Consider the following 23,274-nt stretch of genomic DNA (forward strand, 5'->3'; position numbering starts at 1 on the left):
CCATGTTCAAGACCATACGCCCCTATCTGTTCAACATTTTCACTATTTTGGCCGTGTTCAGCGTCATTCTGGCCCTTGCTGTCTGGTATCTGGGCCCGCTGCTGGCAATTGGGTCTTTTCGCCCGTTTGATCTGATCAGTTCGCGCCTTATCGCCATAGGCTGCATTCTGGCCGGGCTCATCATTGCCATATTGGCCATTCTTTTGCGCCGCCGCAGTAAAGATCAAGAAATGGCGCATGAGATGACGCGCAGCAGCGTCAATGATGCGTCAAAAGAAGATGAGACCGTAAAAGCAGAGCTCGCCGAACTCCGAGACCGCATGAATGAAGCCCTCGTGTTTCTGCGCAAGTCAAAACTGGGTGGGCGCTTTGGCTCGGTTCCCCTCTACCAGCTTCCCTGGTATGTCATCATCGGACCGCCCGGGGCAGGGAAAACCACCGCGATTGTCAACTCAGGCCTCAACTTTCCGCTGGCCGAGAGCATGGGCAAGAAGGCAATTGGCGGTGTTGGTGGCACGCGTAACTGCGACTGGTGGTTCACCAACGAAGCGGTTTTGCTGGATACCGCTGGTCGCTACACCACTCAGGACAGCAATCAGGATGCCGATGCCAAGGCGTGGACCGGCTTCCTCGACATGCTCAAGAAATACCGCAAGAGGCAGCCGATCAATGGGGCTATCGTCTCCATCAGCCTTTCTGATCTATCCATGCAGGATGAAGAAACCCGTCGTGCTCATGCGCGTGCCATTCGCACGCGTTTACACGAGCTGCGTCAACGGCTTGGGGTCCGTTTCCCGATCTATATCATGTTCACCAAGGCAGACCTGATCGCCGGATTTCAGGAGTTTTTCGACAATCTTGGCTCAGAAGAACGGGCGCAGGTCTGGGGCTTTACCCTGCCCTATGAAGAGGCCACCCCTTCCAGTGATCTTCTGGCCGGCTTCGAGCAGGAATTCGACAGCTTGCTGGCACAGCTTTCTAACAGAAGCCTTGAGCGAATGCAGGCGGAAACAGACTATCAGCGGCGCAGCCTGATCTCCGGTTTTCCAAACCAGATTGCCTCCTTACGCTCGGTAGCCAAGTCCTTCCTTGGCGATATCTTTCAGGAAAGCCGCTACGAACACAACCAGTTCCTGCGCGGGGTCTATTTCTCATCCGGGACGCAGGAAGGCACGCCCATAGACCGTCTCATGATGGGTATGGCGCGCGAATTTGGCATCGGGCGTCAGGCGATTGGGACAGGCAAAGGACAAGGCCGCAGCTATTTCCTCACCCGGCTGTTGACCGGCGTCATTTTCAAGGAATCCGGCCTCGTCTCGAACAATGACAAGGTTGAACGGCGCTATCGCTGGATCAAGGGTGCAGCCATAACGGCCAGCATCATTGCCCTTGGAGCAACCGGTGCAGCCCTCGGCAACAGCTTCTTTGGCAACAAGGCTTTGATCTCCTCAGCAAGCGCTCAGGTGGAGACTTTCAGCAAGATTTCCGACCAAATCCCGCGCAGTCCGATTGCCGACGCGGATATCGCCGCCACAATACCGGCGCTCAACATATTGCGTGACCTGCCGGGCAACCCTGCCGCCAATGACGCCGAGCCACCGATCGACCTCACATTCGGTCTCTATCAGGGCGACGCGATCGGGACAGAGACAGCCCAAACCTATCGGGGTGCCCTGAACACGATGCTTCTTCCCCGCCTGCTCTTCCGGCTGGAAGACCAGATGCAAGCCAACTTGAACAACCAGGATCTGCTGTTTGAGGCTCTCAAGGTTTATCTCATGCTCGGTCTTCAGGGCCCCATGGATGCGCAAACGGTCGAGCAGTGGATGAAGGCAGACTGGGCCGTGGCTTTTTCTGGCGACGAGCAGCTCCAGAATGATTTGCTGGGGCATCTGGATGCAATGATCAATCAACCCATGCAACAGATTGCGCTCAACGGCCCTCTGGTCGATCAGATTCAGGCATTGCTTGCCGAGACCCCTCTGGCCGAGCGCATCTACAAGGGCATTATCAACGCACCAGTTGCCAAACAGCTCGCGCCTTTGCGGATAACTGACGTGGGAGGCCCAGCCGTTTCGCGCGTAATGCTTCGCCCATCTGGCAAACCCTTGAGCTCCGGCGTTGGTGGCGTCTATACGCGCAAAGGGTTTCTGACCTATTTTGTACCGCAGTTGGCGAGTGTTGGAGAGAGAGCAAAATTCGAAAATCTGGTTCTAGGCTCTCGTGCCGAAGAGGTGACACCGCAAGCCCTTAAAACGTTGGGGCGCGATGTCCTTGCCCTGTATGAAAGCGACTATGTCACCCGATATGACCAATTGCTTGGCGATATCGACATCATACCGATGGAAAGCATCGGGCAGGCAACTCAGGTCATCAATATTCTTTCAGGCCCGGCTTCTCCGATCCGCAACATCCTTGAAGCGGTCTCGGCAGAAACCAAGCTCACCAAAGCAACCCAAGGTCAGGTTGCTGCAAACAAGGTCGGTGCCGAGGCTTCGAGCATCGCAAAAGAAACGATCCTAGAGAATCTTGATTCTGACGGTCAGGCCATTTTCAATGCTCTTGGGTCGGCCGCAGCCAATAGCTCGGATGCTGCCTCTGAGCAACTGCCAGGGCAATTTGTCGAACAAAGGTTCGCCGATTTGCACACGCTGGTCGACAGCCCCGAAGGGGTTCCCTCACAACTCGATGAGGTAATCACACGATTTGGTGACATTTTCAACGAGTTGAACCGTCTTTCTCTAGGCCAAAATACGGGCGCAGCCATTGTCGGCAAGAATGGCAATGCAGCAGCAGAATTGCAGGCTGCGACGACGCGCCTGCCGAACCCGTTGCAACGGTGGGCAACGCAGATTGTTGCGGCCTCATCGGGGGCGGCTGTTGGGGGGGCGCGCGCCGATATCAACGCCAAATGGCAGGCACAGGTTCTCCCTTTCTGCACCCGGGCGATCGAGGGGCGCTATCCGTTCAACCGACAAGCCAAGGCGGATGTTGCCTTGCAGGATTTTGGCCGGTTATTTGGTCCAAGCGGTCTCATAGACAAGTTCTTCAATGAGAATCTCGCCCAGTTTGTCGATACCGCTGCCAATCCATGGCGTCTCAAGCGGGTCAATGGTGTTGATATCGGTATCTCGAATTCCGTTATCGCCCAGTTCCAGAAGGCAAATGAAATCCGCGACAGCTTCTTCCTATCCTCCGGCCTGCCAGCCATCACCTTCGATATGACCCCTGTGGCCCTTGATCCCAATGTCGAGCAGGTGACTGTCGAGATTGATGGCCAACCGGTCATCTATGCCCACGGCCCACCCGAGGTCACCCCGATCACCTGGCCGGGACAGAATGGACCACGCCGCAACCGTGTTGCCTTCACCCCATCGCAGGCCGGTCTCAAGAATGACATCCAGCGTGATGGCCCTTGGGGCTGGTTCCGCCTGCTTGATGCAGCAGAGATCAGACGGACCAATGTCACCGACCGGAATAGTGTGATCTTCAACCTTGGAGGCAGGATAGCCATTTTTCAGATCCGCGCGGGCTCGGCGCTGAACCCGTTCACCATCTCAGCTCTCAAGGACTTCTCATGCCCGAGTTCTCTGTGACGACCAAAGCTGCTGTCGGCTGGTATGGCAAAGTCCCTTGCGTTGGTGATTTTGTCCGCTCAGGTCTGTCACCCGGTTTCGTCCAGAGCTGGGACCACTGGCTGCAAGGCCTGATGATCACCGGACGGGAAACTCTGCAGAACCAATGGCAGGCCTGCTACATGAGCGCGCCCATCTGGCGGTTTGCCCTGCCTGCCGGCATATGTGGAAGCCATTCCGTCGCAGGGCTTGTCATGCCGAGTGTGGATCGGGTTGGGCGACAATTCCCGCTCTGCCTTGCCGAGGAAGCCGATGACCCCGCCGGAGACCTCTACAAGCGCCTCTTGCCTGCCATGCCCATGCTGGAGGATGTCGCATTGGCCATGTTGGAAGAGACGGCAAAGTTGGATCTGTTGCAGCAAATTCCTCAACGACTGCCATCAGAAGAGAGTGCCTTTTCTATTCCTGAGCCGAGCCTGCAAAAGAGCCGCTTGCCTTGCCATTTTACGGGCAGTGAAGAAGAAGCCCTTGCGGCAATGGCGCAGCATGACCAGGCAACTCTCTGGATCTCGTCGGTTGACGAAGACAACCGCATTCTTCTGACGCCTCAGATGCCCAGTGGCTCTGAAATGGCGCACGCCATATTCGACCTGAATGCTCCTATATGGAACAAACGAGCCTGACAGGAAAACGATGACAGATACATACTCACCGCCTGAACAGACAACAAGAAAGAGCAGCGCCATAACCCATACCGGCTTGGTAAGAAAGGTCAATGAAGACGCAATTCTTTCTCGCCCGGAGCTGGATCTGTGGGCCATTTCCGATGGAATGGGAGGGCATGTTGCGGGCGACTTTGCCAGTCAGACTGTGGTTCAGTCTCTCCAGTCTCTTGCCGATAATCTCGAGCCGACAGAGGTGATGTGCAAGGCGCGACAAGCGCTTCATCGCGCCCATAGCGAGATCAAAGCCGAGGCCACGCGCCGCTCCATTGGCACGATTGGGGCAACCGCTGTTATTCTAGCCTTGTCAGAGACCAACTTCCTGTGCCTCTGGGTGGGAGACAGCCGTCTTTATCGATATCGTGATGGTGCAATCGAGATTATCAGCTCGGATCACTCGGTCGTGGGCGAGCTTGTCGAGCAAGGCTATTTGACGTGGGAAGAAGCGGAAAACCATCCGCAGTCCAACCAGATCACGCGTGCGGTTGGCGTGAGTGATGTTCTGGAAATCGACAAGCGACGCGGTGAAATCCGGCCCGGCGATCGCTTTCTGCTCTGTTCGGATGGTCTTTCAAAATATGCAAGCGAGGATACCCTGCTTCATTATCTTGATGAAAAGCCGATTGACACTGTGAGCGATGATCTACTGCAATTCGCGCTCGATGCGGGTGCCGCTGACAATGTCTCCATCATCGTTGTCGAGGTTTAACTATGCCCTGTTTCTGCGAATCCTCAGTCACAGAAATGCAAAAGAGCCTCGATATGGGGGTCTTACCGATCCTTCCTCCGCCTCCTCTTTCCATGGCTTTGGGGGCGGCTCTCCCCTCTCTTACGCCAGAGAACCGGCTCGATATGCAAATCGCAGCGGGCTTTGATCCTTCAGTTCTGCCTCCCTTATATTTCGGCGAAAAGCCGATCTTTGGCATGGCATTGAATAGATCTGGCTTGCCGCCCCTCAACCTTGGCAGCATGCCCATGCTCCTGCTGGCGCAGACCCTCTCGATGCTATCAGACACTTTTACGCTGGATGATCTGCCTACGCTGGAAATGGAAATGGCCGAGGCTGCCCAGAGCATAGAAAGCAATGTCTGGCCGCAGTTGGGTCGACTGACCTCTTTCAGAATGGAACCGCTCCTCAATTTCGCGAACATCGCGCAGCTGACGCTCGATCTCCAATCCATGGGCATTGATCCATTCGCCGTGGACTCATTCCCGTCTTACCCGCAGGCGTCCTTTCCGCATTTCGACTTTGCTCTGACCGCACCGCAAGTATCCATGGCGCGGATTGTTGCGGGCATACCCAACATCATGTCGCTGGATAAAACACTGAGCCTGCCGCCTCTGAGTGAACCGGGCAGCCTTGAGTTGATGTATGGCTATATGTCAAACCTTGCAGCGGTGACCCCGCCCAATCTGGCGATCCAGTTCCCGGAGCTGCAAAAGCTCGCATTGGTCATCCAGTCTCTGGATACCATCGAGGAAGCCTTTGGCCCGGAGGCATTCGGGCCATGGATGTTGGATCGGATCGAGACCATGCTGGCGGTTTGGAACGGCTTCTCCATGCCGCTGCCGCCGCTAGAGCCTTTGGCGCTCAACGCAAAACTCGATAGCTTACCTCCACTGGAAGCCATTGAATTGGGACAGGAAGCAGCTCAGGAGGCCGCCATGGCCATGGTGACCCTTGACTCCAGTTTCTCTCCGCCGGAGTTGGCAATAACCCCGTTTCTCAATCTGACACAGGCACTCAGCGGATCTTTTCAGAAAGTGCTGGAGATAGCCCCTTTCGACATGTGCAGTCACTGCCCCTTCGCATAAGCTCGTCAATGATCTTGCTTATTGGACAGAACGCTCCTGCGCCAAGGGCTCGCTAGATTTCGCCCAACCGCCGCCACTGTTGCAGCTTTTCACGGCTGACTTCAAAATGCATGGAATCCTCGCGGCCGAAGCCAGCCCCCCAAATCCAACCTTCTTTCTTGAAGAAATCAGCCAGCAGAATGAGACCGAGCTGGGTTTTGCCATCCGCCAAACTGTCGAGCACTCCATCAATATTTATATCCAGAGCCAACCCATAAGCATGCGCGGAGGCCGAAGTGGTGGATCCTCTAATACGCCGCACACATAGGGATCCGGCGCTCTTGACGCGCGCATAGAGCTCTGGCTCAAAAACCTGGACATTGGCGAAAACCTGACGAAGTGAAATGAGAGCTGGTTCCAGCATGCGCACCGTGATCGGGCCGACATCCTCTGTTTTGAGCAGCTTCGCCAATTTGGGATTGGTCATCTGTTGGCAATCATCGGTCAAGTTTTCGCGCGGAAGCCCAAGCAGGTTTGACAGAAAGGATGGCGAAGCGACAGTCAGCCCATTGTTGGCGTTGCGCCGATCTGCAATCAGCACGACTTGAGCGAAAGAATCCTTGAGGCTATCCGATGCTGGCGCAATGCCCTCGCTTTCTGGAGCAGCGTCTCTTGCGCTGCCCAGAAGACCAAGCGAAAGACGCGCATCAAGCCCATCAATCCGGGTTTGCAATTCGCTGACATGATTGCGCAGAGCCTCGATCTCTGCCCTTAGTGCGGTATCATCGCGAGGCGTGACCGGTGCGGGCTGCGGCGATTGAAAATATTTTTGCCCATAATGCCAAGTGAGAGGCGTAATGGCGATGGCGACAGCAATCAGCAAAGCGGAAAGGATACGGATCATGAGGCCAGCCCCTCGCCAGCAAAGGCCGCCCTGCAGAGCAGCATTGCAGCATGGTCTAAATGATTGGTATCAATTGCCTTATTCATGAGAGCCTCTCTCTATTTCCGACAGTCCTGCGACTGCAGGCATTTACGAGTGAGTTCTCATTGGGTGACTTATGGTTCACCCTAACAAGATCAAATGCATGAGAATTGGCAGTCTATTCTGATTGACTGAAGAGACGAACAAGACGCTCTCGCATGCTGTCCATAGGCAACACGGGCGCAGCCTTTGCCGGCGTCATGCCTCGCGAGAAGCCTTCGCCCTCAAACCTGCCCACCAGCGTCTGATCCCGACTGATGATATGGACCGGCACGGCACGAGAGGCCTTTTCGCCGGTTATCAGTGGAGCCGGTTGATGGTCACCCAGAATGATGAATATGGCATCGTCACCAAAGCGGGAAACATAGTCTCCAAGCGTCTGGATTGAATAGTCTATCGTGCGGATATAGTGATCGCGGATGTTATCCCGGTCCGCCCAGACAACCTTTGGGGACTGATCGCTTGTGGCCTGCTCGTTGAAGACGGTACCATTGCCGACAGACTTCCAGTCAATCAGCCTTGCAACCGGCGTCCAGGGGGCATGGCTGGATACAAGCGCTATCTCTGCCATCACAGGATTCCCCTCTTTTCGAGCGGGCTGCCGAACCAGACGCTCAAAGGCTGCCAAGCTATACTGGTCTGGCATCGTGATCCAGTTGAACGGTTTGCCCTTATAGCCAAGATCCTTGGCGGCGAACACCTGATCATAGCCAAAATAATCAGCTTCAGGCCAATCCATTGTTATGGCGGGCATGATGGCCGCCGTTTGCCACCCTGCCTTTTGAAAAAGCCGGTTGAGGCTCTTGCGCTGACTGATCATAAGCCGGTCATACCTCGCCTGATTATCCACCCAAAGACCCGAGAGAAAAGTGCCATGTGCCAGCCAGCTCACCCCACCCACAGTTGGAGATTTGAGCCATCCGCTGGCAGACGCAAACCCGGCCTCATCCAACCGACGTTCCACTTTTTCGAGCCTTGGACCGATCAGAGGGCTATAAAGAGGGTCTTCAATGACGCTACGTCCATAGGATTCAACGAACACCAGAATGACATCTCGCCCCTTGATCCCCGCAAAGAGGTTGTTTTTTGAGGCGACCCCATCGAAACTTGTGATCTCGCGCTCAAAAGTCTGCATGTCGAGAATGGACTGCCTGACCAATACCAGCCTTTTACCCAGATAAGGCAGAGCCTGAAGGTCAGACCGCGCGAAGGGAAAGGGCCCAACAAAAAGAAGCCCTGCTCCTACCGCAAGAAGACCCAAACTTAGCCGCACATAGGCTCTCTTCGCTACCAATTCAGCGTTGATCAGGCGGTTTTCTGCCTTAAGGAACACCACAAAAAGAGCCAGATAGATGATACCCAAGCTCACCAATATTAGTCCGCCTTGGCCCTTGCCGATGGTACCGGAAAGAAGATTCCACCCATCTTTCAGCATTTTCAGATCCAGATACGGATTGAATTGCCTTTGAAAGGCAGACTGAACACCGATGTCAGCGGCTTTGAGAAAGAGCAGCAGAAACAATGTCAAAGCGATAGCGAAGGCGCTGGCAGCCGCCAGTTTTCTCGGCAAAAGGCAAAGAACAAGGATGATGAGCGGCATCTCAAGCGGCAGACGCAAGAAACTATTCCAATAAAAAGCACCGCGATGATCTGGCAGCGAGAGAACCACAAAGCTGATTATGAGCACTAACAGGAAAGGCAAAAGCCGCATAAGGAGGCTACGCCTTCCTGATTTGGCCCTTTTTGCACCAAGGCTTGCTCCTGAGGCTTGCGGGGTATTTTGAAAATCACGAAACAAGGTCACCTTCTCCCGTCACCAAAGAAAGAAATGGATTTGCGAAAATTTGCCACATTCTCTGCCCTCGCCAGCCTTGCTTTGCTGGCGCTCCTTGTCACGGCGACGGAGCCCATTCTGCTTGGAGACATGCTCAAGCGCGTACCGGCGAGCCATATGGTTGCGGCCTTTGTGGTGGTTCAGATCCAGATCCTTGCCTCTGCCTATCGATGGCAGTTTACGGCTGGGCGGCTGGGACACGAGATAGAGGCAGGGCTCGCCATTCGCGAATATTATGTGAGCAGCGCGCTCAACCTTGTTCTGCCAGGAGGCATGGCAGGCGACGCGATCAGGGCCTATCGCAACAGAACCGAAGGGAAAGGCGGCTGGAAAAGGCCCGCGACCGCAGTTTTTCTTGAAAGGCTGTCCGGGCAGATTGCCTTTTTCGTCCTTTGCGCAATGGGGCTTTGGGCTTGGCCATTTCTGTTGAAGGATCAACTGCCCCAAGGCATCAGCCTTGCTCTTTGGGCGGCGGCTGCATTGCTGCTTGCTTTCCTCGGCTTGGCACTGGGCGTGAAGCAAAGTCACCTTCCTGCACGGTTTCGCAATCTCAAGCCAGCCCTTGCCAAAGTCTTTTGGCACGATGGAGCATGGATCGTGCAGGCGGGGCTGAACCTCATCATCGTGAGCGGCTATATCGCAACATTTCTCATCGCCTCGGATGCTGTGGGCGCTCCCCTGCCTCCAATCGCGGCCTTCACCATCCTTCCACTTTGCCTTCTGACGATGTTGATCCCAGCGGGTATTGGCGGATGGGGAACACGGGAAGCCGCAGCGGCTGCCCTCTGGCCGCTTTTGGGCTTCGCCAGCACCCAGGGGCTGGCTGCAAGCCTGCTTTATGGGGTGCTTTCCCTCGCAGGAGCGGCTATTCCGAGCGCGCTGGCCATTGTTATCGCTCTTGTCAAAGGACGTCTCGTCAGAGCATAAAAGGTCCGTTGGCGTTACAAACACTGGCATCAGCTTTCAAGGCGGGCATATATATCGCCAAACGGACTTGACGGAGATAGCAAGGCCAGATCCTCAAGCATTGCGGCCTCGTCTTTCCAGTCCGTTTGAACAAAGCGATGGCTCTCACCAATCACACGATTGAACCTATAACGCCCAAGTTCCCCAAGCCGCGCGATGGCCTCTTGAGCCAGCGATGGCATGGCTGGGGTATATTCAAAGGCAACGAGCCTGATCGGTTGTGAAAGCCCTCTCAGAATCTCGGCTTCAGCGCCCTCGCAATCAATTTTGCAAAAAGAGGGTATGCCATATCGATCGATCAGCGCATCAAGCGTGGTCATCGGCACGGACATTTCGCGATCCCAGACAACCTGGTGAAATCCGTCACTGCCACTTACTCCATCAACGAAGGCGCTCGATATGCTGCTGACGGTTGGATGCTGGCTGGAAATCCTGAGCGTCACCTGCCCTTCGGCAGCCCCCAGAGCACACTGTTCAAGCCCCCTCAGCCTTGATGCGAGTATCCTGTTCAGCAAATCGGCGAAGGCCGGTTGCGGCTCAACGGCAACAACCTGAGCCCCTAAAGACAGCATGCTTTTGCTTCGGTTGCCAACATGAGCTCCGATATCGAAAACAAGATCACCCGGCTGGATGAGTGCGCTGTAAAAGCGCTTCAAGGCTCTTCGGCGCCACGGTTGCCCATAATAGACAAGCAGAGAGCGCCCTATACCGAACGCGGTTTTGAGGTGGGTGTTCATCGGACCCGCTCCATCTCGTCCTTGCGCAGCAGATGGAGCGTGTCCACCCCGAAGGAATAGCTCAGCAGGGCCAAAGCCATGAAAGCCAGAGAGCCGGAAAGATGAGGGGAAACAACAGGCATAAGACAGAAACACAAGACGCCCCCCTGAATGACACAGACCAGCTTCCTGCGAAACGATGCCGATAGATCTTGCTTGAGGGACGGGAAGAAAATCTGAGCAAACACAAAGCAATAGCGCATCATGCCAATGGCAATGACCCAAACACCCGCCTTATCGAGCATATAAACCGCGATTGAAAGGACGAGAAGAAGGAGCGCATCCACCTCCATATCGAAACGGGCCCCCAATTCAGAGACCAGGTTCAGCGTGCGAGCCAAGTAGCCATCTACACCATCCAGCAGCAGAGCAAAGCCGACAAGGCCGACAAGCAACCATAGCGGCGAAGAAGCATCGGACAAATCCCTTGCGCAAAAGACCGTTGCCGCAACAAGACATACAATGACCGCCCGAAAGGACGTGACGACATTGGCAACACCAAACCGTTGATGAGGATGATTGGGAAGCCCTCTGAGTACGAGAGAAAAGATGACAAGCAACAAGAAAGCCGCGGGAATGATTGCTTCCTCAGTAAGAGCAAGATGTGGGGCTGCAATATAATAGGCGCCAAGCGCCAAGCCGAAGAGCACAGCCAATATCGCCAGTGCATTGATTTTCAAACGTCTGAAGAGCACCGGATCAAGCGCATGCCGACCTGCCCCGGATGCCTCAATAACAAAATGCTTCATGACGTTCCCCATCTAGCACGGCCTCGTCAGCGTCTCGATATCCAGCATATGATCGGCACGCAGCATTTTTGTGCGCAGATAGTTCATATTTTCAGCTGTGATATCGCCAAATACCGGCTTTCTCTCTTCGACATGAATTCCACCAGCTCGCAACGCCGAGATCTTGGTTGGATTGTTGGTAAAGAGCACCGTACGGGAAATCGATAGCAACCCGAGCATGGCAACGGCCGCTTCATAGCGACGATGATCGGCCTCAAAGCCGAGTTCTGCATCCGCATCAATCGTATCGATGCCCAGATGCTGATAGCCATAGGCGCGCATTTTCGAGCCAATTCCAGTACCGCGCCCTTCCTGATCGAGATAGAGAAGAACGCCTCCGCCAGCCTCTTTCAGATGAGCCAGGCCATTGCAAAGCTGGTCACCACAATCACATTTGAGAGACCCGAACAGGTCACCGGTGATACAGGATGAATGAATGCGCACAGGAACCGGACTATTTGTGTCGGGCTTACCCACCACGATGGCAATCTGGTCTCTCTGCGCGAGCCCTCCGCGGAAAACGACAAATTCCGCATCTCCGATTTCCTTCAAAGGAACCTGCGTACGCGCTATGATCTCAAAGATCTGGCGCGCCTCACTGGCTTGACCGAGCGCATCGGCATCAAGCCTCAGGCAGGCACCAAAACGCGGCTCGTCTGGCTCGATTTCGGCATAGATCATGGCTGGCAGCAGAAGCGCGTTGCGGGCCAGCTCTGCTGCCGACGCCATAATCTGATCCGGTTGGCACCACTCTTGCGGAGGCTCGACATCAAGAGCGTAAGAGAGCCGCGATGCGTCTTCAAATCCCACCCCAGAGAGCGGCACGGCAATGCCTGCTCCAGACGAGACACCCAGACGCGCAGCACGGGGAGCGGAGAGAAAGAGCCGATGCTGGTCATCGACTGCCTGAGAAAACAAATCGTAGATTGCAGGTGTCACGCAGTCGAGGGCAAGCACGGCAAGCTGTCGTTTGTTATCTTTCAAAATAACCGGACGACCGAACCTCAATTCCGCGACAGCGCGTTCAACGTCCATCTGAGCTGTTGTATGTTGAAAGGTAAAATGAGCCGACTTGAGCATGGATTGGTTCCCGACTGTCTGGATGCACCATCTTGAATGATATTTGGTTAGTTCCCGTCAGAGCCCGGAAGGTTCATGGCCCGCGACAGTTGATGCTTTAACCTCTCAAAGAGGCAAAGCTGTCGTGCAAATAAAAATCTTCTCGATGCCAAACCCTTTCGCTGCATGAAGGCACTTACTAATGACCTGACTCTCGCGCTCTTGGGGAGGATGCCTGTTGAGCAAGCCGATTTATGCAGACAACAAAGACGCTACTCATGCTCTTGCGCTTTGGCTCTCTGCAAAACAAACCTGCGAAATACGCAAGGACCCTCTGAGCAGGCCTGAACAGGATCAGGTTCTTATCAGAACGCTTTTCAGCGGTATCAGCCGCGGCACAGAAGCGCTCGTTTTTCAAGGCAAGGTTCCGCACACAGAAACAGAACGAATGCGTGGTCCGCACATGGCTGGAGACTTCTGCTTTCCGGTCAAATATGGCTACTGCCTTGTTGGGGTGGTTGAAGAGGGCACGCAGGACTTGCTCGGCAAAGCTGTCTTTTGCCTGCACCCCCACCAAACGGCATGCATCATCAACAAAGACATGGTGACCATACTGCCCGATAGAGTTTCACCAGACCGAGCCATTCTCGCAGCCAACATGGAGACCGCCCTTAATATCGTCTGGGACGCGCATATTCAGCCCGGAGACAGGGTCGCCGTGTTTGGTGCCGGGGTGGTAGGGTCGTTGGTCGCCTATCTTGCATCGCGCATCATCGGCACCGAAGTGGAGCTCATAGACAGTAACAGGGAGCGCAGATCCATTGCAGAAGCGCTCGGGCTTTCCTTTCTGCATAGCGATGCGATTACCAACGACTATGACATCCTGATCAATGCCTCCGCCTCACAGGAAGCCCTCGCTAACGCACTGGACCATGCCTCGTTTGAAGCGGTCATCGTGGAAGCAAGCTGGTATGGAACGGCGCCCGTGACGGTACCCCTTGGCGGGGCCTTCCATTCAAAAAGGCTGTCACTTATCAGCTCACAGGTCGGTGCAGTGCCAACTGACAGGCGTTCTCGCTGGTCATTTTCGCGCCGCCTCTCCAAAGCAATGGACCTGCTGGTCGACGCCCGACTGGACGCCCTTATTTCAGGCGAAACACCCTTTGCTTCCATCGCTGAAGATTATCCAGCTATTCTTGCCAATCACTCAACCCTTTGCCACCGCATTCGTTATTAAAGGAGCTCGCCTATGTTTGCCGTTGAAGTTCGCGATCACATCATGATCGCCCACAGTTTGCCCCGCCCAGTATTCGGGCCCGCACAAGGCATACATGGAGCCACCTTTGTTGTTGATGCGACCTTCTTTACGCGCGATGTTGATAGTGACGGCCTTGCCGTCGACATCGGCGAAGCAACCACAGCTCTCAACGATGTGCTCAATCCTCTCAATTACCAAAATCTGGATGAGATTGAAGTTTTCAGACATAAAATCTCGACGACTGAAGTGATCGCCAAATATATCTTCGACCAGCTCGCCACTGCCGTGCATGAAGAAAGATTTGGCCCCGGCAGCCGCAGAATTTGCAAGATCAGGGTCACCTTGCACGAATCCCATGTGGCCAAAGGCTGGTATGAGGCGGATCTTTGAACCAGTCCATCATCGGCACGCTAACCTTTGCCTACCCCGGCAATCTTGACCTCAAGACCGGCGGCTATGGCTATGATCGCCGGATCCTTGCAGAGCTTGACGCATCCGGCTGGACGATCAACCGTTTGGCGCTGGGGGAAGGCTTTCCCGCGCCCTTACTTCAAACCAGAAGAGAAGCGGAAGACAAGCTTTCGGCCTTGCCCGATGATGCGCTCGTTATCATCGATGGACTGGCCTTCGGCATAATGGGCGACTGGGCGTCAAAAGAGGCCGACCGCCTCACAATCGTTGCACTGGTCCACCACCCGTTGGCGCTGGAGACAGGGCTGAATGCAGACGAGCATGACAGGTTATTACGGCTGGAGAAAAGAGCCCTCGCTTTCTGCCGCCATGTCATCGTGACATCCCCCAACACGAGGCGCGAACTGATCGCGCACTATACTGTAGCCGAAGATAAAATCACCATCGCCCTGCCCGGCACAGATCCGGCCCCATGTGCTACTGGCAACGGCACTCTTGCCCACATCGTCTCGATCGGATCGCTGATACCACGCAAGGGACACGACATCCTCATTGCCTCTCTAAAAGAGGTGGGAGATCTCCCATGGCAGGCAACCATTGTTGGCAGCAAAAGATTGGCGCCGCAAACAGCAATGGCGCTCGAAGACCTGATCCACACCTCCAACCTCGGTGACAGGATCAGGCTTGTAGGAGAAATAGAGGATACCAGCAAAATCCTTTCAAAAGCGCATATCTTTGCCCTTGCCAGCCGGTATGAGGGCTATGGAATGGTCTTTGCGGAAGCCCTTTCATATGGCCTACCCATTGTTGCGTGCAAGGCAGGCGCCATTCCCGAAGTCGTGCCAGCAGGAGCAGGTCATCTCGTGCCCATTGATGACACGGAAGCCTTTGCATCCGCTCTGCGCGCCTTGCTTGAAAGCCCTACCTTACGAAAGAAAATGGCAGCCGCCGCTAGAGAAGCAAGTAGAGGGCTTCCCGGTTGGGCAGACAGCGCCCAAATCATCTCGAAAAGACTGGAGACCCTTCGATGAGCGGATTTGACAAGGAATGGCTTGCCCTGCGCGAACCGGCCGACAGGGCCGCCCGCGATCGATCCTTGATAACGGATTTATCGAACCATATCAGCCAGAAGCATCTCTCCACTATCATAGATATCGGCTGCGGAACGGGATCCACCTGGCGCGCGCTTGCGCCGCATTTGCCCAGCGAGATGGATTGGTTGCTGCTGGATTATGATGCAGAATTGTTGGCTACTGCAAAAGAGCAGATTGGCTCATCAAAATCCGTTTCTTTCCATCAGTTCGACCTCGGTGATCTGGACCAACTACCAATGAAAGAAAGTACGATTATCACTGCATCCGCTTTCTTTGACCTGGCGTCACCAGCCTTCTGCGAGAAATTGACCGACATGTTGAAGCGCAAACGCTGTGGTCTATATGCGGCGCTTAATTATGTTGGGACCACGCACTGGTCGCATTCCCATCCGCTTGATAGCGAGATTATCGCGCTGTTCAATCGCCATCAGCGCACAGATAAGGGATTTGGTGACGCTTTGGGGCCTGAGGCAAGCGTCTATCTCGCAGAACTGTTGCGCGAGAATAATTATCTTGTAAAGACAAAGCCGAGCCCATGGCACATTTCTGCGCAGCATAAAGACTTGCAGAGAGCATTTCTGCAGGGGTTTCCGGAGCCCATCAGGCAGATGGGCACACTAGAGGCGGGTTCAGTCAAAGACTGGCTGTCATACCGTCTTGATGCCATTGAAAAGGCGGGAAGCCTTTGCACCGTGGGGCACACTGATCTCATCGCTCTGCCTATCTGAAAGGCTTTGAGGCGAAAACCGGCAATCAAACAGGATATCGCTTCCCAGATTGAAGACCTTCGTATCGGGTCGATGAGCAGCTGAGAGCTTTTCGATCGGCGGAAGACTTATGCCCGTTGGGCCAGACCCGATGATGATCGGAGAAACAGCCACGTGAAGGTGATCGACCAGACCGGCATCAACAAAGCGGGCAATGGTTTTGGCTCCGCCTTCCACCAGAATACGCGCATAGCCACGTGCAGCCAGCTCCTTTAATATCTCCTCTGGCCGAAGCCCTGTGCCAGCTTCAGGCACAAGGCTGATCACTTCCGTGTTAGGCAAATGTCTGGGTCTGGCCGCCACGGACTGGAACAAGATCACAGGTGTTCCCCCATCATGAAAAATGCCTTCCTCTCCGGAAAGCCTTGCATGGCAGTCAATGACGACGCGGACCGGATCGCCCCCCTTGACGATGCGCACAGAGAGGCGCGGATTGTCGGTCGTGACGGTGTTCTCACCCACGATGACGGCATCGACCAGAGCCCGGCACCGGTGCAAATGAGCAAGGCCATCTGGTCCGGATATGTCCCGCGCATCCCCTGTTGGCGTTGCAACCCGTCCATCCAGAGATTGTCCCACTTGCGCAAGAACAAATGGCCCTGTCTTTTGAGCAAGGGTTCCGTAAAGCTCGAAAACGGCGCCGCAGGGCTTGGTTTCGTCGATCCGACCTTGTCGCAAGGCCAAAACGCCGTCCCATGCTTTGCTTGTCATCTCGATCGATTGAATAGCCAAAACAAAAGCCCCCTTTGTCAGAGTATCTTGTACAGCGTAAAGTCCCTTTTGATGACATGATGCATCAGCACTGCCCCCATATGCAGAGCAAACAACCCAAGCAGTAACCATGCACTCCAGAAGTGGATTCCGGATAGAAATCCGGCGATATCGGGAGATTTGCCAATCGGGCTCCAGATCTCGATCACACCGAACCATTGCAATGGAAAGCCATGCGCATTGGTTGCCAAAAAGCCGCTGACGGGCATCACGATCAAAAGCAGATAAAGCAGGCCATGCACCGTCTGGGCGGCGATCTGTTCGAGACGATGTCCTTCCGTTTGAGGACTGCGCGTGAGCAACTTGTTGCCAACGCGCAAAAGCATCAGCCACAACACCAGAAAACCGAAGCCTTCATGCAGCATGTAGAAGGTCATGGCAGCTTCATTCTTGATAAGGTGAATGACAAATCCGAGTGGCCACGTAGCCAACACCAATAGTGCGACACCCCAATGCAAAAGGCGCGAAGTCGCCGGGTAGCATTCAGTCTTTACCTGCTTGTGAACTGGTTGCATGCTTTGCAAAAGCAAATGCGTTTCTGTGTCCGTATCCTGCAATTCCGCCTCCCGCATTCATGCGGCAAAAGATCAAGCCAACAAGGTTTATTTACATGTTGGTTCCTTTAGCGGAGCAAAAGGTTCGCTCGACACGCAGCAATCGGTCTACAGCATGGCTTTTGGGGCCTCTCGCCTCAAATTGGCTAGAGAATGCGGTTGGTCTCCCATTGAATTGGCCACCCCCTTGCGGGTTACTCCCGGCCTCGGGCCGCAATTGCCTTTGTCGCATGGTCAAGCCAGCGGCGACATTGAGGGCTAAGGCCGTCCATCAGAGCCTCCCTCACGCGGACATGATAGGCATCCAGCCAGATCACCTCTTCTTGTGTCAGCCTATCCAGAGAGAAAAGCGCCAGATCAATGGGCACAAGTGTCAGAGGGCGGAACGAGCAAAAGCCGCTCTCTTCGGCGATGACTTCGACCTGATTTTCGACCCTCAAGCCAAAACCATCCTCAAGATAATAACCCGGCTCAATCGTCATGATGTTGCCTGGCTCAAGCCCGAAACAGTTCGGCAATTTACCAAGGCGATGAGGATATTCATGCACCAGCAAATTATGGCCAACCCCGTGTCCCGTGCCGTGATCATAATCAAGCCCGAGCTGCCAGAGATGCATACGGGCCAGCGCATCAAGCTGGTGCGGAAAGGTGCCCTCGGGAAACGTCGCCATGGACAGAGAGAGGAAGCCACGCAACACCGCCGTTGCAGCCGGTTTCAATGCTTCAGGACAGCCCCCGAAGGCAAAGGTGCGGGTCGCATCCGTGGTGCCGCTTTCATATTGTCCGCCGCAATCAAGCAAATAGAGGGACCCCGGCAAAAGCGGCGCATCCCGGCCCGGCGTGGGATTGTAATGGCACATGGCGGCATTCGGGCCGACCGCAGAAATCGGCTTGAAGCTGGGTTCTAGGTAGCCTGAAACAGCCTGTCGGAACTGGTTGATTTTATCGCCCGCCTCACATTCGGTGACAGGATTGCCTGCGGCAGCACGCTTTGGCACTTCAACACTGAGCCAATGGCAATATTCCACCCAAGCGATGCCATCGGCATGATGTGCATCGCGATACCCTTTCAGTTCGGCTTCGGTTTTGCGGGCCTTGCGGATCATGATGGGGTTGCTACGCGGAACGAGCGTGGCGCCAGCACTTTCCGCAGAGGCCTTCACGGCATCGGGCGCAAACATGGGATCAAAGCCGACCCGTTTGCCTTCAGCCTCCTTACTGAGGCGAGAAAGAAACTCCGCCGGGGCGAACGGTTTGACGTCAAGACCCTCCATGCCATCACCGGCTATTTTTTGCGGCTCAATGAACCAGCTCACCGCACCTTTTGACGGAATGATTGCAAAAGACAAGGGAACCGGATGCATGGGAACATCGCTGCCGCGACGGTTAAGCAGCCAGGCGATTTCATCCGGGCGACTTTCGACCCAAAGCTCGATCTGATCGGCATGGAGCTCTTCGCGAATCTGGGCAAGCTTTTCGCCAAATGAAAGCCCACTCAGCCTCTCCGGCATTGCCCGCACCTTCCCCACGGGAGAGGCAGGCCGATCAACCCAAATGGCACTGAAGGGATCATCGAGCGGGATCAGCTCCGGGCCACAAGTCTTCAAGGAGGCCCGCAGTGCATCAGCCTGATCAACAGACCAGAGCATCGGATCATATCCGATCCGCAAGGCGGAATGCTCACCCTGTGTCGCAATCCATTTTTCCGGCGGGGTCTGATGCAGATGGGCAATATGCCATAAGGCCGGATCAATCTGCTTGCTCGCCTGCACCTGATAACGCCCGTCAACAAACAGAACGGCCTCTTGCTGCAACACCAAAGCCCGCCCGAGTGATCCGGAAAAGCCGCTGAGCCAAAAAAGGCAACGATCATGCTCCGGGCAATCCTCGCTCTGGTGCGCATCTGCGCTGGTCACGAGATAGGCATCCACCTTCTGGTCAACCATCCATAGACGCAACGCGCCAAGACGATCGGCAGGCAGATAAACGGTTTTATCAGAGCTCATGGATAGCCTCCTGTTACAAGTCTGGTATTGGGCGCATAGCCCCCCCCGAAGGGCTACCGCATGCGCGGGTCCAGCAGGGTGTAGAGAAGGTCAACGATGATATTGGCCATCACGATGAACAAACCACCCAGCATCACCACACCGATGATGATGGGCCGGTCCTGATTAGCCACCGCCTGCACAGCCAACGCCCCCACGCCTTGCAAGCCGTAAACCTGTTCAATGACGATGGAACCACCAAGCAGAAAGGCGATATCTGCTCCCAACTGGGTAATCAGCGGTGTGAGAGTGGCCCGCATGGCATGTTTGTAGATGACCTTGCCTTCAGAGATCCCCTTGGCGCGGGCGGTGCGAATATAGTCCTCGCCCAAAACCTGCAAAAGCTGGCCGCGCGTCAGACGCGCATAGATGGCAGCCGTTACCAGCGCCAGCGTGGTCCAGGGCAACACCAAGTGCCAGGCCCAGTCGGCAGGGTTATCAAGAAAAGGCTTGTAGCCGCCCGCAGGGAAGAGCATGAAGCCCGCTTTTCGCGGCAGAAAATAGAGACAGTAAAGCGACAACATGCCGAGCACGAAGGTGGGAAAACTGAGCCCGATCAGAATGAAAGTCTGCCCGAGCCTGTCCTTTTTGCTGCCTGCATTGCGCGCCGACATGACCCCTATGGGAATGCCGATAGCCAGCCAGACAATCACCCCGCCGATCACAAGGGACACGGTCGCCGGAATACGGCGGGTGATGAGATCCAGAACCGGCTGCTGATTGCGATAGGAATAGCCAAGATCCCCTTGAATGGCTTTGCTGACGAAGCTGCCATATTGCACGATGATCGGTCGGTCCAGACCCAGATTTTCTCGGATCTGCTCAAGCTGGGCTTCTGTTGCCTTGTCGCCTGCCACCACTCGGGCCGGATCGCCCGGCGCGACAAAAAACAGGAAGAAGACAAACACGGACAAGGAAACCAGCACCAGACAGGCAAACAGCAAGCGTTGCATAAAATATCGGATCATTGGTGCGTGCCTCCCTCAGACGCCTTCCCCTTGGCCAACCAGCCAAACAGGGTATTTCCCTTTTTCTTGCGTGGTTTGATGCGACGCCCCTTTGGATCAAGCGCATCGCGCAGCCCATCACCCAGAATATTGAAGGCCAGCGTCGACATGAGCAGCGCCAGACCGGGGAACACAACAAGCCACCAGGCAACCAGATAAACCGAGTTGGCCCCGGCGTCGGCAAGCATGCCGCCCCAGCTCGCTGTGGGCGGCGTGATACCAAGCCCCAAAAAGCTCAACGTTGCTTCAAAAACGATCGAGCTGGGGATCATCATGGTGGTATAGACAATAATCGGCACCGACAGATTGGGCAGGATATCGCGCAAGAGGATCGACAGCGGGCTGGCGCCCAGACTACGACTAGCCTCGATGAACTCCCGTTTGGTGAGCGAAGCAGTTTCGGCCCGGATCACACGCCCCATTGTTGTCCAACTGAAAAAGACGATCACGCCGATAGACAGGGTCAGCGAGGGCCCGAAGACCGACACCAGCGCAAGAGCGCAGAGCAGGAACGGTACGCTCATCACCAGATCCATCACACGGCCAAGCACAACATCGACCCAGCCGCCGAAAAAGCCTGAAATCATCCCGATTGTGATCCCGATCACCGCCGACGCAAAGGCGGCTAGAACCCCGACCGCGAGAGAAATACGCGCACCATAGGCCAGGCGAACCAGAACATCGCGCCCCAATTGATCCGCCCCCAGCAAGAATTCCCCGTTGGGACCAACCGGCAAGCCGAAGGGCGACATGCCCGTTTCGCGGAACTGGGCATTTGGGTCATGGCCGGTCCAATAAGCAACCAGAGGGGAGAAAATGGCAATAAGGGACAGAATGACAATGAAGACAACGGCTGTCAGCAGGGCTGGATCTTTGAGGATCCTGCGCATTGTCAGAGCAAAGGAGCTCCGCTGCACCACCTTTTCAGAGGCTTTGGAAGCGTTGGTTTCAACTGGCTTGGTCTCATTGATCTGCGTCATAGGGAGGCCTCCATCACGGCACCATCGAACACTGCCGCCGCCGGCTCGGTCTCAACCAGTTTTCTGGCGCTACTCTCCTGCAAGGGTGGCGGATCCTGAATGGCGTCCAGCAATTTTCGGGTGAAGGGATGGGTCGGCTCGGCAAAAAGCTTGTCGGACTGGTTCAACTCCACAATCTGGCCCGCATCCATCACTGCGATCTTGTCACAGACATGGCGCACGACAGACAAGTCGTGGCTGATAAAGAGATAGGTCAGGTTGAGGTCTCTTTGCAGCTCTTGCATGAGATTGAGAATCTGGGCCTGAATGGAAACATCAAGCGCCGAGACAGGCTCATCAAAGATGATGAGAGACGGCTTGAGGGCCAAAGCCCGTGCAATGCCGATGCGCTGGCGCTGACCGCCGGAAAATTCCGAAGGGAAGCGGTTATAATGCTCGGGGTTCAGCCCGACCATTTCCATCAGCTCCTGAACCTTCTTTTTCTGCTCGGCCCCATGGGCAACATCGTGAATGCGAAACGGATCGCCAATGATCGCGCCAATGCGCCGCCGCGGATTGAGCGAGCCGACCGGATCCTGAAACACCAGCTGCACATGGCGCCGCATTTGCCGCCAACGTTGTCCGGTGACAGATAGAATGGGCACCCCGTCCAGTGTCACTTCGCCAGCACTGGCCGGAATGAGGCCCGCAATCACGCGGGCAAGGGTGGATTTACCACAGCCGGATTCTCCAACAAGGCCAAAGGTTTCCCCCTTGTGAATCTGCAGATTGATGCCCTTGAGCACCTCGGTGCTACGCTTTTTGCCAAACATGCTCTTGGCATGGAAGGTGAGCCTCACATCCTGCACATCCACAACAATCGGCCGCTTGCTGGCTGACTTTTGCAGGCCTGTGTCTACGGTCATGGCCTGCGTATCGTGAGCGCTGAAATGGCAAAGCGCTTCGGCCCCGTCATCATATTTTTGCAGAGGCGGGCGCGCGCTGCGGCATTGGTTCTGAACCTGAGGGCAGCGCTCGGCGAAAATGCAGGCTCTGGGCCGATCAAGCAGGCTTGGCGGGTTGCCCTGGATCGGCTCCAGACTTTTGCCGCCGGTCTCCTGCGATGAGGGCGATGATTTGAGCAGACCCAGCGTATAGGGGTGGGCCGGATTGGAAAACAGACTTTCAGTTGCGCCAATTTCAAGGCGCGTACCCGCATACATCACCATGGCATGATCGGCGATATTGGCGAGCAGCCCCAAATCATGGGTAATCATGATGACCGTTGTGCCAAAGGTGCGGCGCATCTCATCAAGCAGATCCATGATCTGCACCTGAACCGTCACATCGAGGGCGGTCGTGGGTTCATCTGCGATGATCAACGGCGGATGCAACACAAGCGCCATGGCAATCATCACGCGCTGGCGCATACCACCGGAAAACTGGTGCGGATAATCATCAAACCGGCTCTCTGCATCCTCAATGCCAACCTTTTCGAGCATGTCCACCGTAAGTGCGCGCGCTTCTTCGGCGCTGATCTTGCGGTGGGTATGGATCATCTCGGTGATCTGCGACCCGATGGTGAAATAGGGGTGCAAGCTGGAGAGGGGATCCTGAAAGACCATGCCGATATGGGAGCCTCTCAGGTCCTGCAGCTCCTTTTGCGACATTTTCAAAAGATCCTGCCCCTGAAACAGCACCTCCCCCGTAATTTCGGCTCCGGGCAACAGACCCGTAATTGCCTGCATCAGCACGCTCTTGCCAGAGCCGGATTCCCCCGCAATGCCAAAAACCTCTCCGGCTTCCACCGAGAAGGAAATGGAATTGGCAGCATAGATGACCCCGTCCTCGGTGGGAATTCGGATCGTAACATTGTGCGCTTCGATTAACGGCATGACCGGCAGCTTTC

20 protein-coding genes are annotated in these 23,274 nt (G+C 55.3%); 9 read left to right on the plus strand and 11 right to left on the minus strand.

What is annotated here, in order from left to right:
- The first annotated feature begins 2 nt into the window (after positions 1 to 2).
- The 4 genes from tssM to BM258_RS20120 are packed head-to-tail and all read left to right on the plus strand — an operon-like array spanning position 3 to position 6,112.
- Positions 3 to 3,596 (plus strand): type VI secretion system membrane subunit TssM, encoded by a 3,594-nt coding sequence (tssM, locus tag BM258_RS20105; RefSeq protein WP_090075029.1) that lies wholly within the window; start codon positions 3 to 5, stop codon positions 3,594 to 3,596.
- Complete coding sequence (gene tagF / locus BM258_RS20110; protein WP_090075030.1) at positions 3,578 to 4,258, plus strand: type VI secretion system-associated protein TagF; 681 nt, start codon at positions 3,578 to 3,580, stop codon at positions 4,256 to 4,258. The genes tssM and tagF overlap by 19 nt, the downstream gene beginning before the upstream one ends.
- Positions 4,259 to 4,268: 10 nt before the next feature.
- A complete protein-coding gene (locus BM258_RS20115) occupies positions 4,269 to 5,006 on the plus strand; it encodes a PP2C family protein-serine/threonine phosphatase (RefSeq protein ID WP_090075031.1) in 738 nt (245 codons plus the stop codon).
- 53 nt (positions 5,007 to 5,059) lie between these two features.
- Complete coding sequence (locus BM258_RS20120; RefSeq protein ID WP_139229339.1) at positions 5,060 to 6,112, plus strand: hypothetical protein; 1,053 nt, start codon at positions 5,060 to 5,062, stop codon at positions 6,110 to 6,112.
- Positions 6,113 to 6,164: 52 nt separating this feature from the next.
- Here the strand turns inward: BM258_RS20120 and BM258_RS20125 are convergent, their stop codons facing one another.
- Both BM258_RS20125 and BM258_RS20130 read right to left on the minus strand, forming a co-directional pair.
- Positions 6,165 to 6,995: a M15 family metallopeptidase gene (locus BM258_RS20125; protein WP_210186825.1), complete on the minus strand. Its 831-nt coding sequence runs from the start codon at positions 6,993 to 6,995 to the stop codon at positions 6,165 to 6,167.
- Between the two features lie 199 nt (positions 6,996 to 7,194).
- Positions 7,195 to 8,694 (minus strand): sulfatase-like hydrolase/transferase, encoded by a 1,500-nt coding sequence (locus BM258_RS20130; protein ID WP_244544789.1) that lies wholly within the window; start codon positions 8,692 to 8,694, stop codon positions 7,195 to 7,197.
- 210 nt (positions 8,695 to 8,904) lie between these two features.
- On the opposite strand from BM258_RS20130, the gene BM258_RS20135 reads away from it, so the two are divergent.
- Positions 8,905 to 9,837 (plus strand): lysylphosphatidylglycerol synthase transmembrane domain-containing protein, encoded by a 933-nt coding sequence (locus BM258_RS20135; protein WP_090075034.1) that lies wholly within the window; start codon positions 8,905 to 8,907, stop codon positions 9,835 to 9,837.
- 29 nt (positions 9,838 to 9,866) lie between these two features.
- Here BM258_RS20135 and BM258_RS20140 read toward each other — a convergent pair whose 3' ends face one another.
- The 3 genes from BM258_RS20140 to ribA are packed head-to-tail and all read right to left on the minus strand — an operon-like array spanning position 9,867 to position 12,520.
- Positions 9,867 to 10,613 (minus strand): FkbM family methyltransferase, encoded by a 747-nt coding sequence (locus BM258_RS20140; RefSeq protein WP_090075035.1) that lies wholly within the window; start codon positions 10,611 to 10,613, stop codon positions 9,867 to 9,869.
- Positions 10,610 to 11,401 carry a CDP-alcohol phosphatidyltransferase family protein gene (locus BM258_RS20145; protein ID WP_090075097.1) on the minus strand — a complete coding sequence of 264 codons (792 nt, stop codon included), beginning with the start codon at positions 11,399 to 11,401 and terminating at the stop codon, positions 10,610 to 10,612. The genes BM258_RS20140 and BM258_RS20145 overlap by 4 nt, the downstream gene beginning before the upstream one ends.
- A gap of 12 nt (positions 11,402 to 11,413) precedes the next feature.
- On the minus strand, positions 11,414 to 12,520 hold the full coding sequence (gene ribA, locus BM258_RS20150; protein WP_090075036.1) for a GTP cyclohydrolase II RibA: 1,107 nt from the start codon (positions 12,518 to 12,520) through the stop codon (positions 11,414 to 11,416).
- A 217-nt stretch (positions 12,521 to 12,737) separates the two neighbouring features.
- On the opposite strand from ribA, the gene BM258_RS20155 reads away from it, so the two are divergent.
- From BM258_RS20155 to BM258_RS20170, 4 genes are read left to right on the plus strand one after another with little or no spacing between them, the layout of a single operon-like run.
- Positions 12,738 to 13,736 carry a zinc-dependent alcohol dehydrogenase gene (locus BM258_RS20155; protein WP_090075037.1) on the plus strand — a complete coding sequence of 333 codons (999 nt, stop codon included), beginning with the start codon at positions 12,738 to 12,740 and terminating at the stop codon, positions 13,734 to 13,736.
- A 12-nt stretch (positions 13,737 to 13,748) separates the two neighbouring features.
- Positions 13,749 to 14,147 (plus strand): 6-pyruvoyl trahydropterin synthase family protein, encoded by a 399-nt coding sequence (locus BM258_RS20160; RefSeq protein WP_090075038.1) that lies wholly within the window; start codon positions 13,749 to 13,751, stop codon positions 14,145 to 14,147.
- Positions 14,144 to 15,199, plus strand: coding sequence for a glycosyltransferase family 4 protein (locus BM258_RS20165; RefSeq protein ID WP_244544790.1), 1,056 nt, complete (start codon positions 14,144 to 14,146; stop codon positions 15,197 to 15,199). The genes BM258_RS20160 and BM258_RS20165 overlap by 4 nt, the downstream gene beginning before the upstream one ends.
- A complete protein-coding gene (locus tag BM258_RS20170) occupies positions 15,196 to 15,990 on the plus strand; it encodes a class I SAM-dependent methyltransferase (RefSeq protein ID WP_090075039.1) in 795 nt (264 codons plus the stop codon). Before BM258_RS20165 ends, BM258_RS20170 begins: the two co-directional genes overlap by 4 nt.
- Here the strand turns inward: BM258_RS20170 and BM258_RS20175 are convergent.
- The 6 genes from BM258_RS20175 to BM258_RS20200 form a co-directional block, all read right to left on the minus strand.
- Positions 15,910 to 16,761 carry a RibD family protein gene (locus tag BM258_RS20175; RefSeq protein WP_244544791.1) on the minus strand — a complete coding sequence of 284 codons (852 nt, stop codon included), beginning with the start codon at positions 16,759 to 16,761 and terminating at the stop codon, positions 15,910 to 15,912. The genes BM258_RS20170 and BM258_RS20175 overlap by 81 nt on opposite strands.
- A gap of 17 nt (positions 16,762 to 16,778) precedes the next feature.
- Positions 16,779 to 17,357, minus strand: coding sequence for a cytochrome b (locus tag BM258_RS20180; RefSeq protein WP_342029363.1), 579 nt, complete (start codon positions 17,355 to 17,357; stop codon positions 16,779 to 16,781).
- A gap of 191 nt (positions 17,358 to 17,548) precedes the next feature.
- Positions 17,549 to 19,360: an aminopeptidase P family protein gene (locus BM258_RS20185; RefSeq protein ID WP_090075041.1), complete on the minus strand. Its 1,812-nt coding sequence runs from the start codon at positions 19,358 to 19,360 to the stop codon at positions 17,549 to 17,551.
- A gap of 53 nt (positions 19,361 to 19,413) precedes the next feature.
- Complete coding sequence (locus tag BM258_RS20190) at positions 19,414 to 20,367, minus strand: ABC transporter permease (protein WP_090075042.1); 954 nt, start codon at positions 20,365 to 20,367, stop codon at positions 19,414 to 19,416.
- On the minus strand, positions 20,364 to 21,386 hold the full coding sequence (locus tag BM258_RS20195; protein WP_090075043.1) for an ABC transporter permease: 1,023 nt from the start codon (positions 21,384 to 21,386) through the stop codon (positions 20,364 to 20,366). Before BM258_RS20195 ends, BM258_RS20190 begins: the two co-directional genes overlap by 4 nt.
- Complete coding sequence (locus tag BM258_RS20200; RefSeq protein WP_090075044.1) at positions 21,383 to 23,260, minus strand: ABC transporter ATP-binding protein; 1,878 nt, start codon at positions 23,258 to 23,260, stop codon at positions 21,383 to 21,385. Before BM258_RS20200 ends, BM258_RS20195 begins: the two co-directional genes overlap by 4 nt.
- Positions 23,261 to 23,274: the final 14 nt, after the last annotated feature.

This window comes from Cohaesibacter marisflavi (assembly GCF_900115225.1).
Taxonomy (GTDB): domain Bacteria; phylum Pseudomonadota; class Alphaproteobacteria; order Rhizobiales; family Cohaesibacteraceae; genus Cohaesibacter; species Cohaesibacter marisflavi.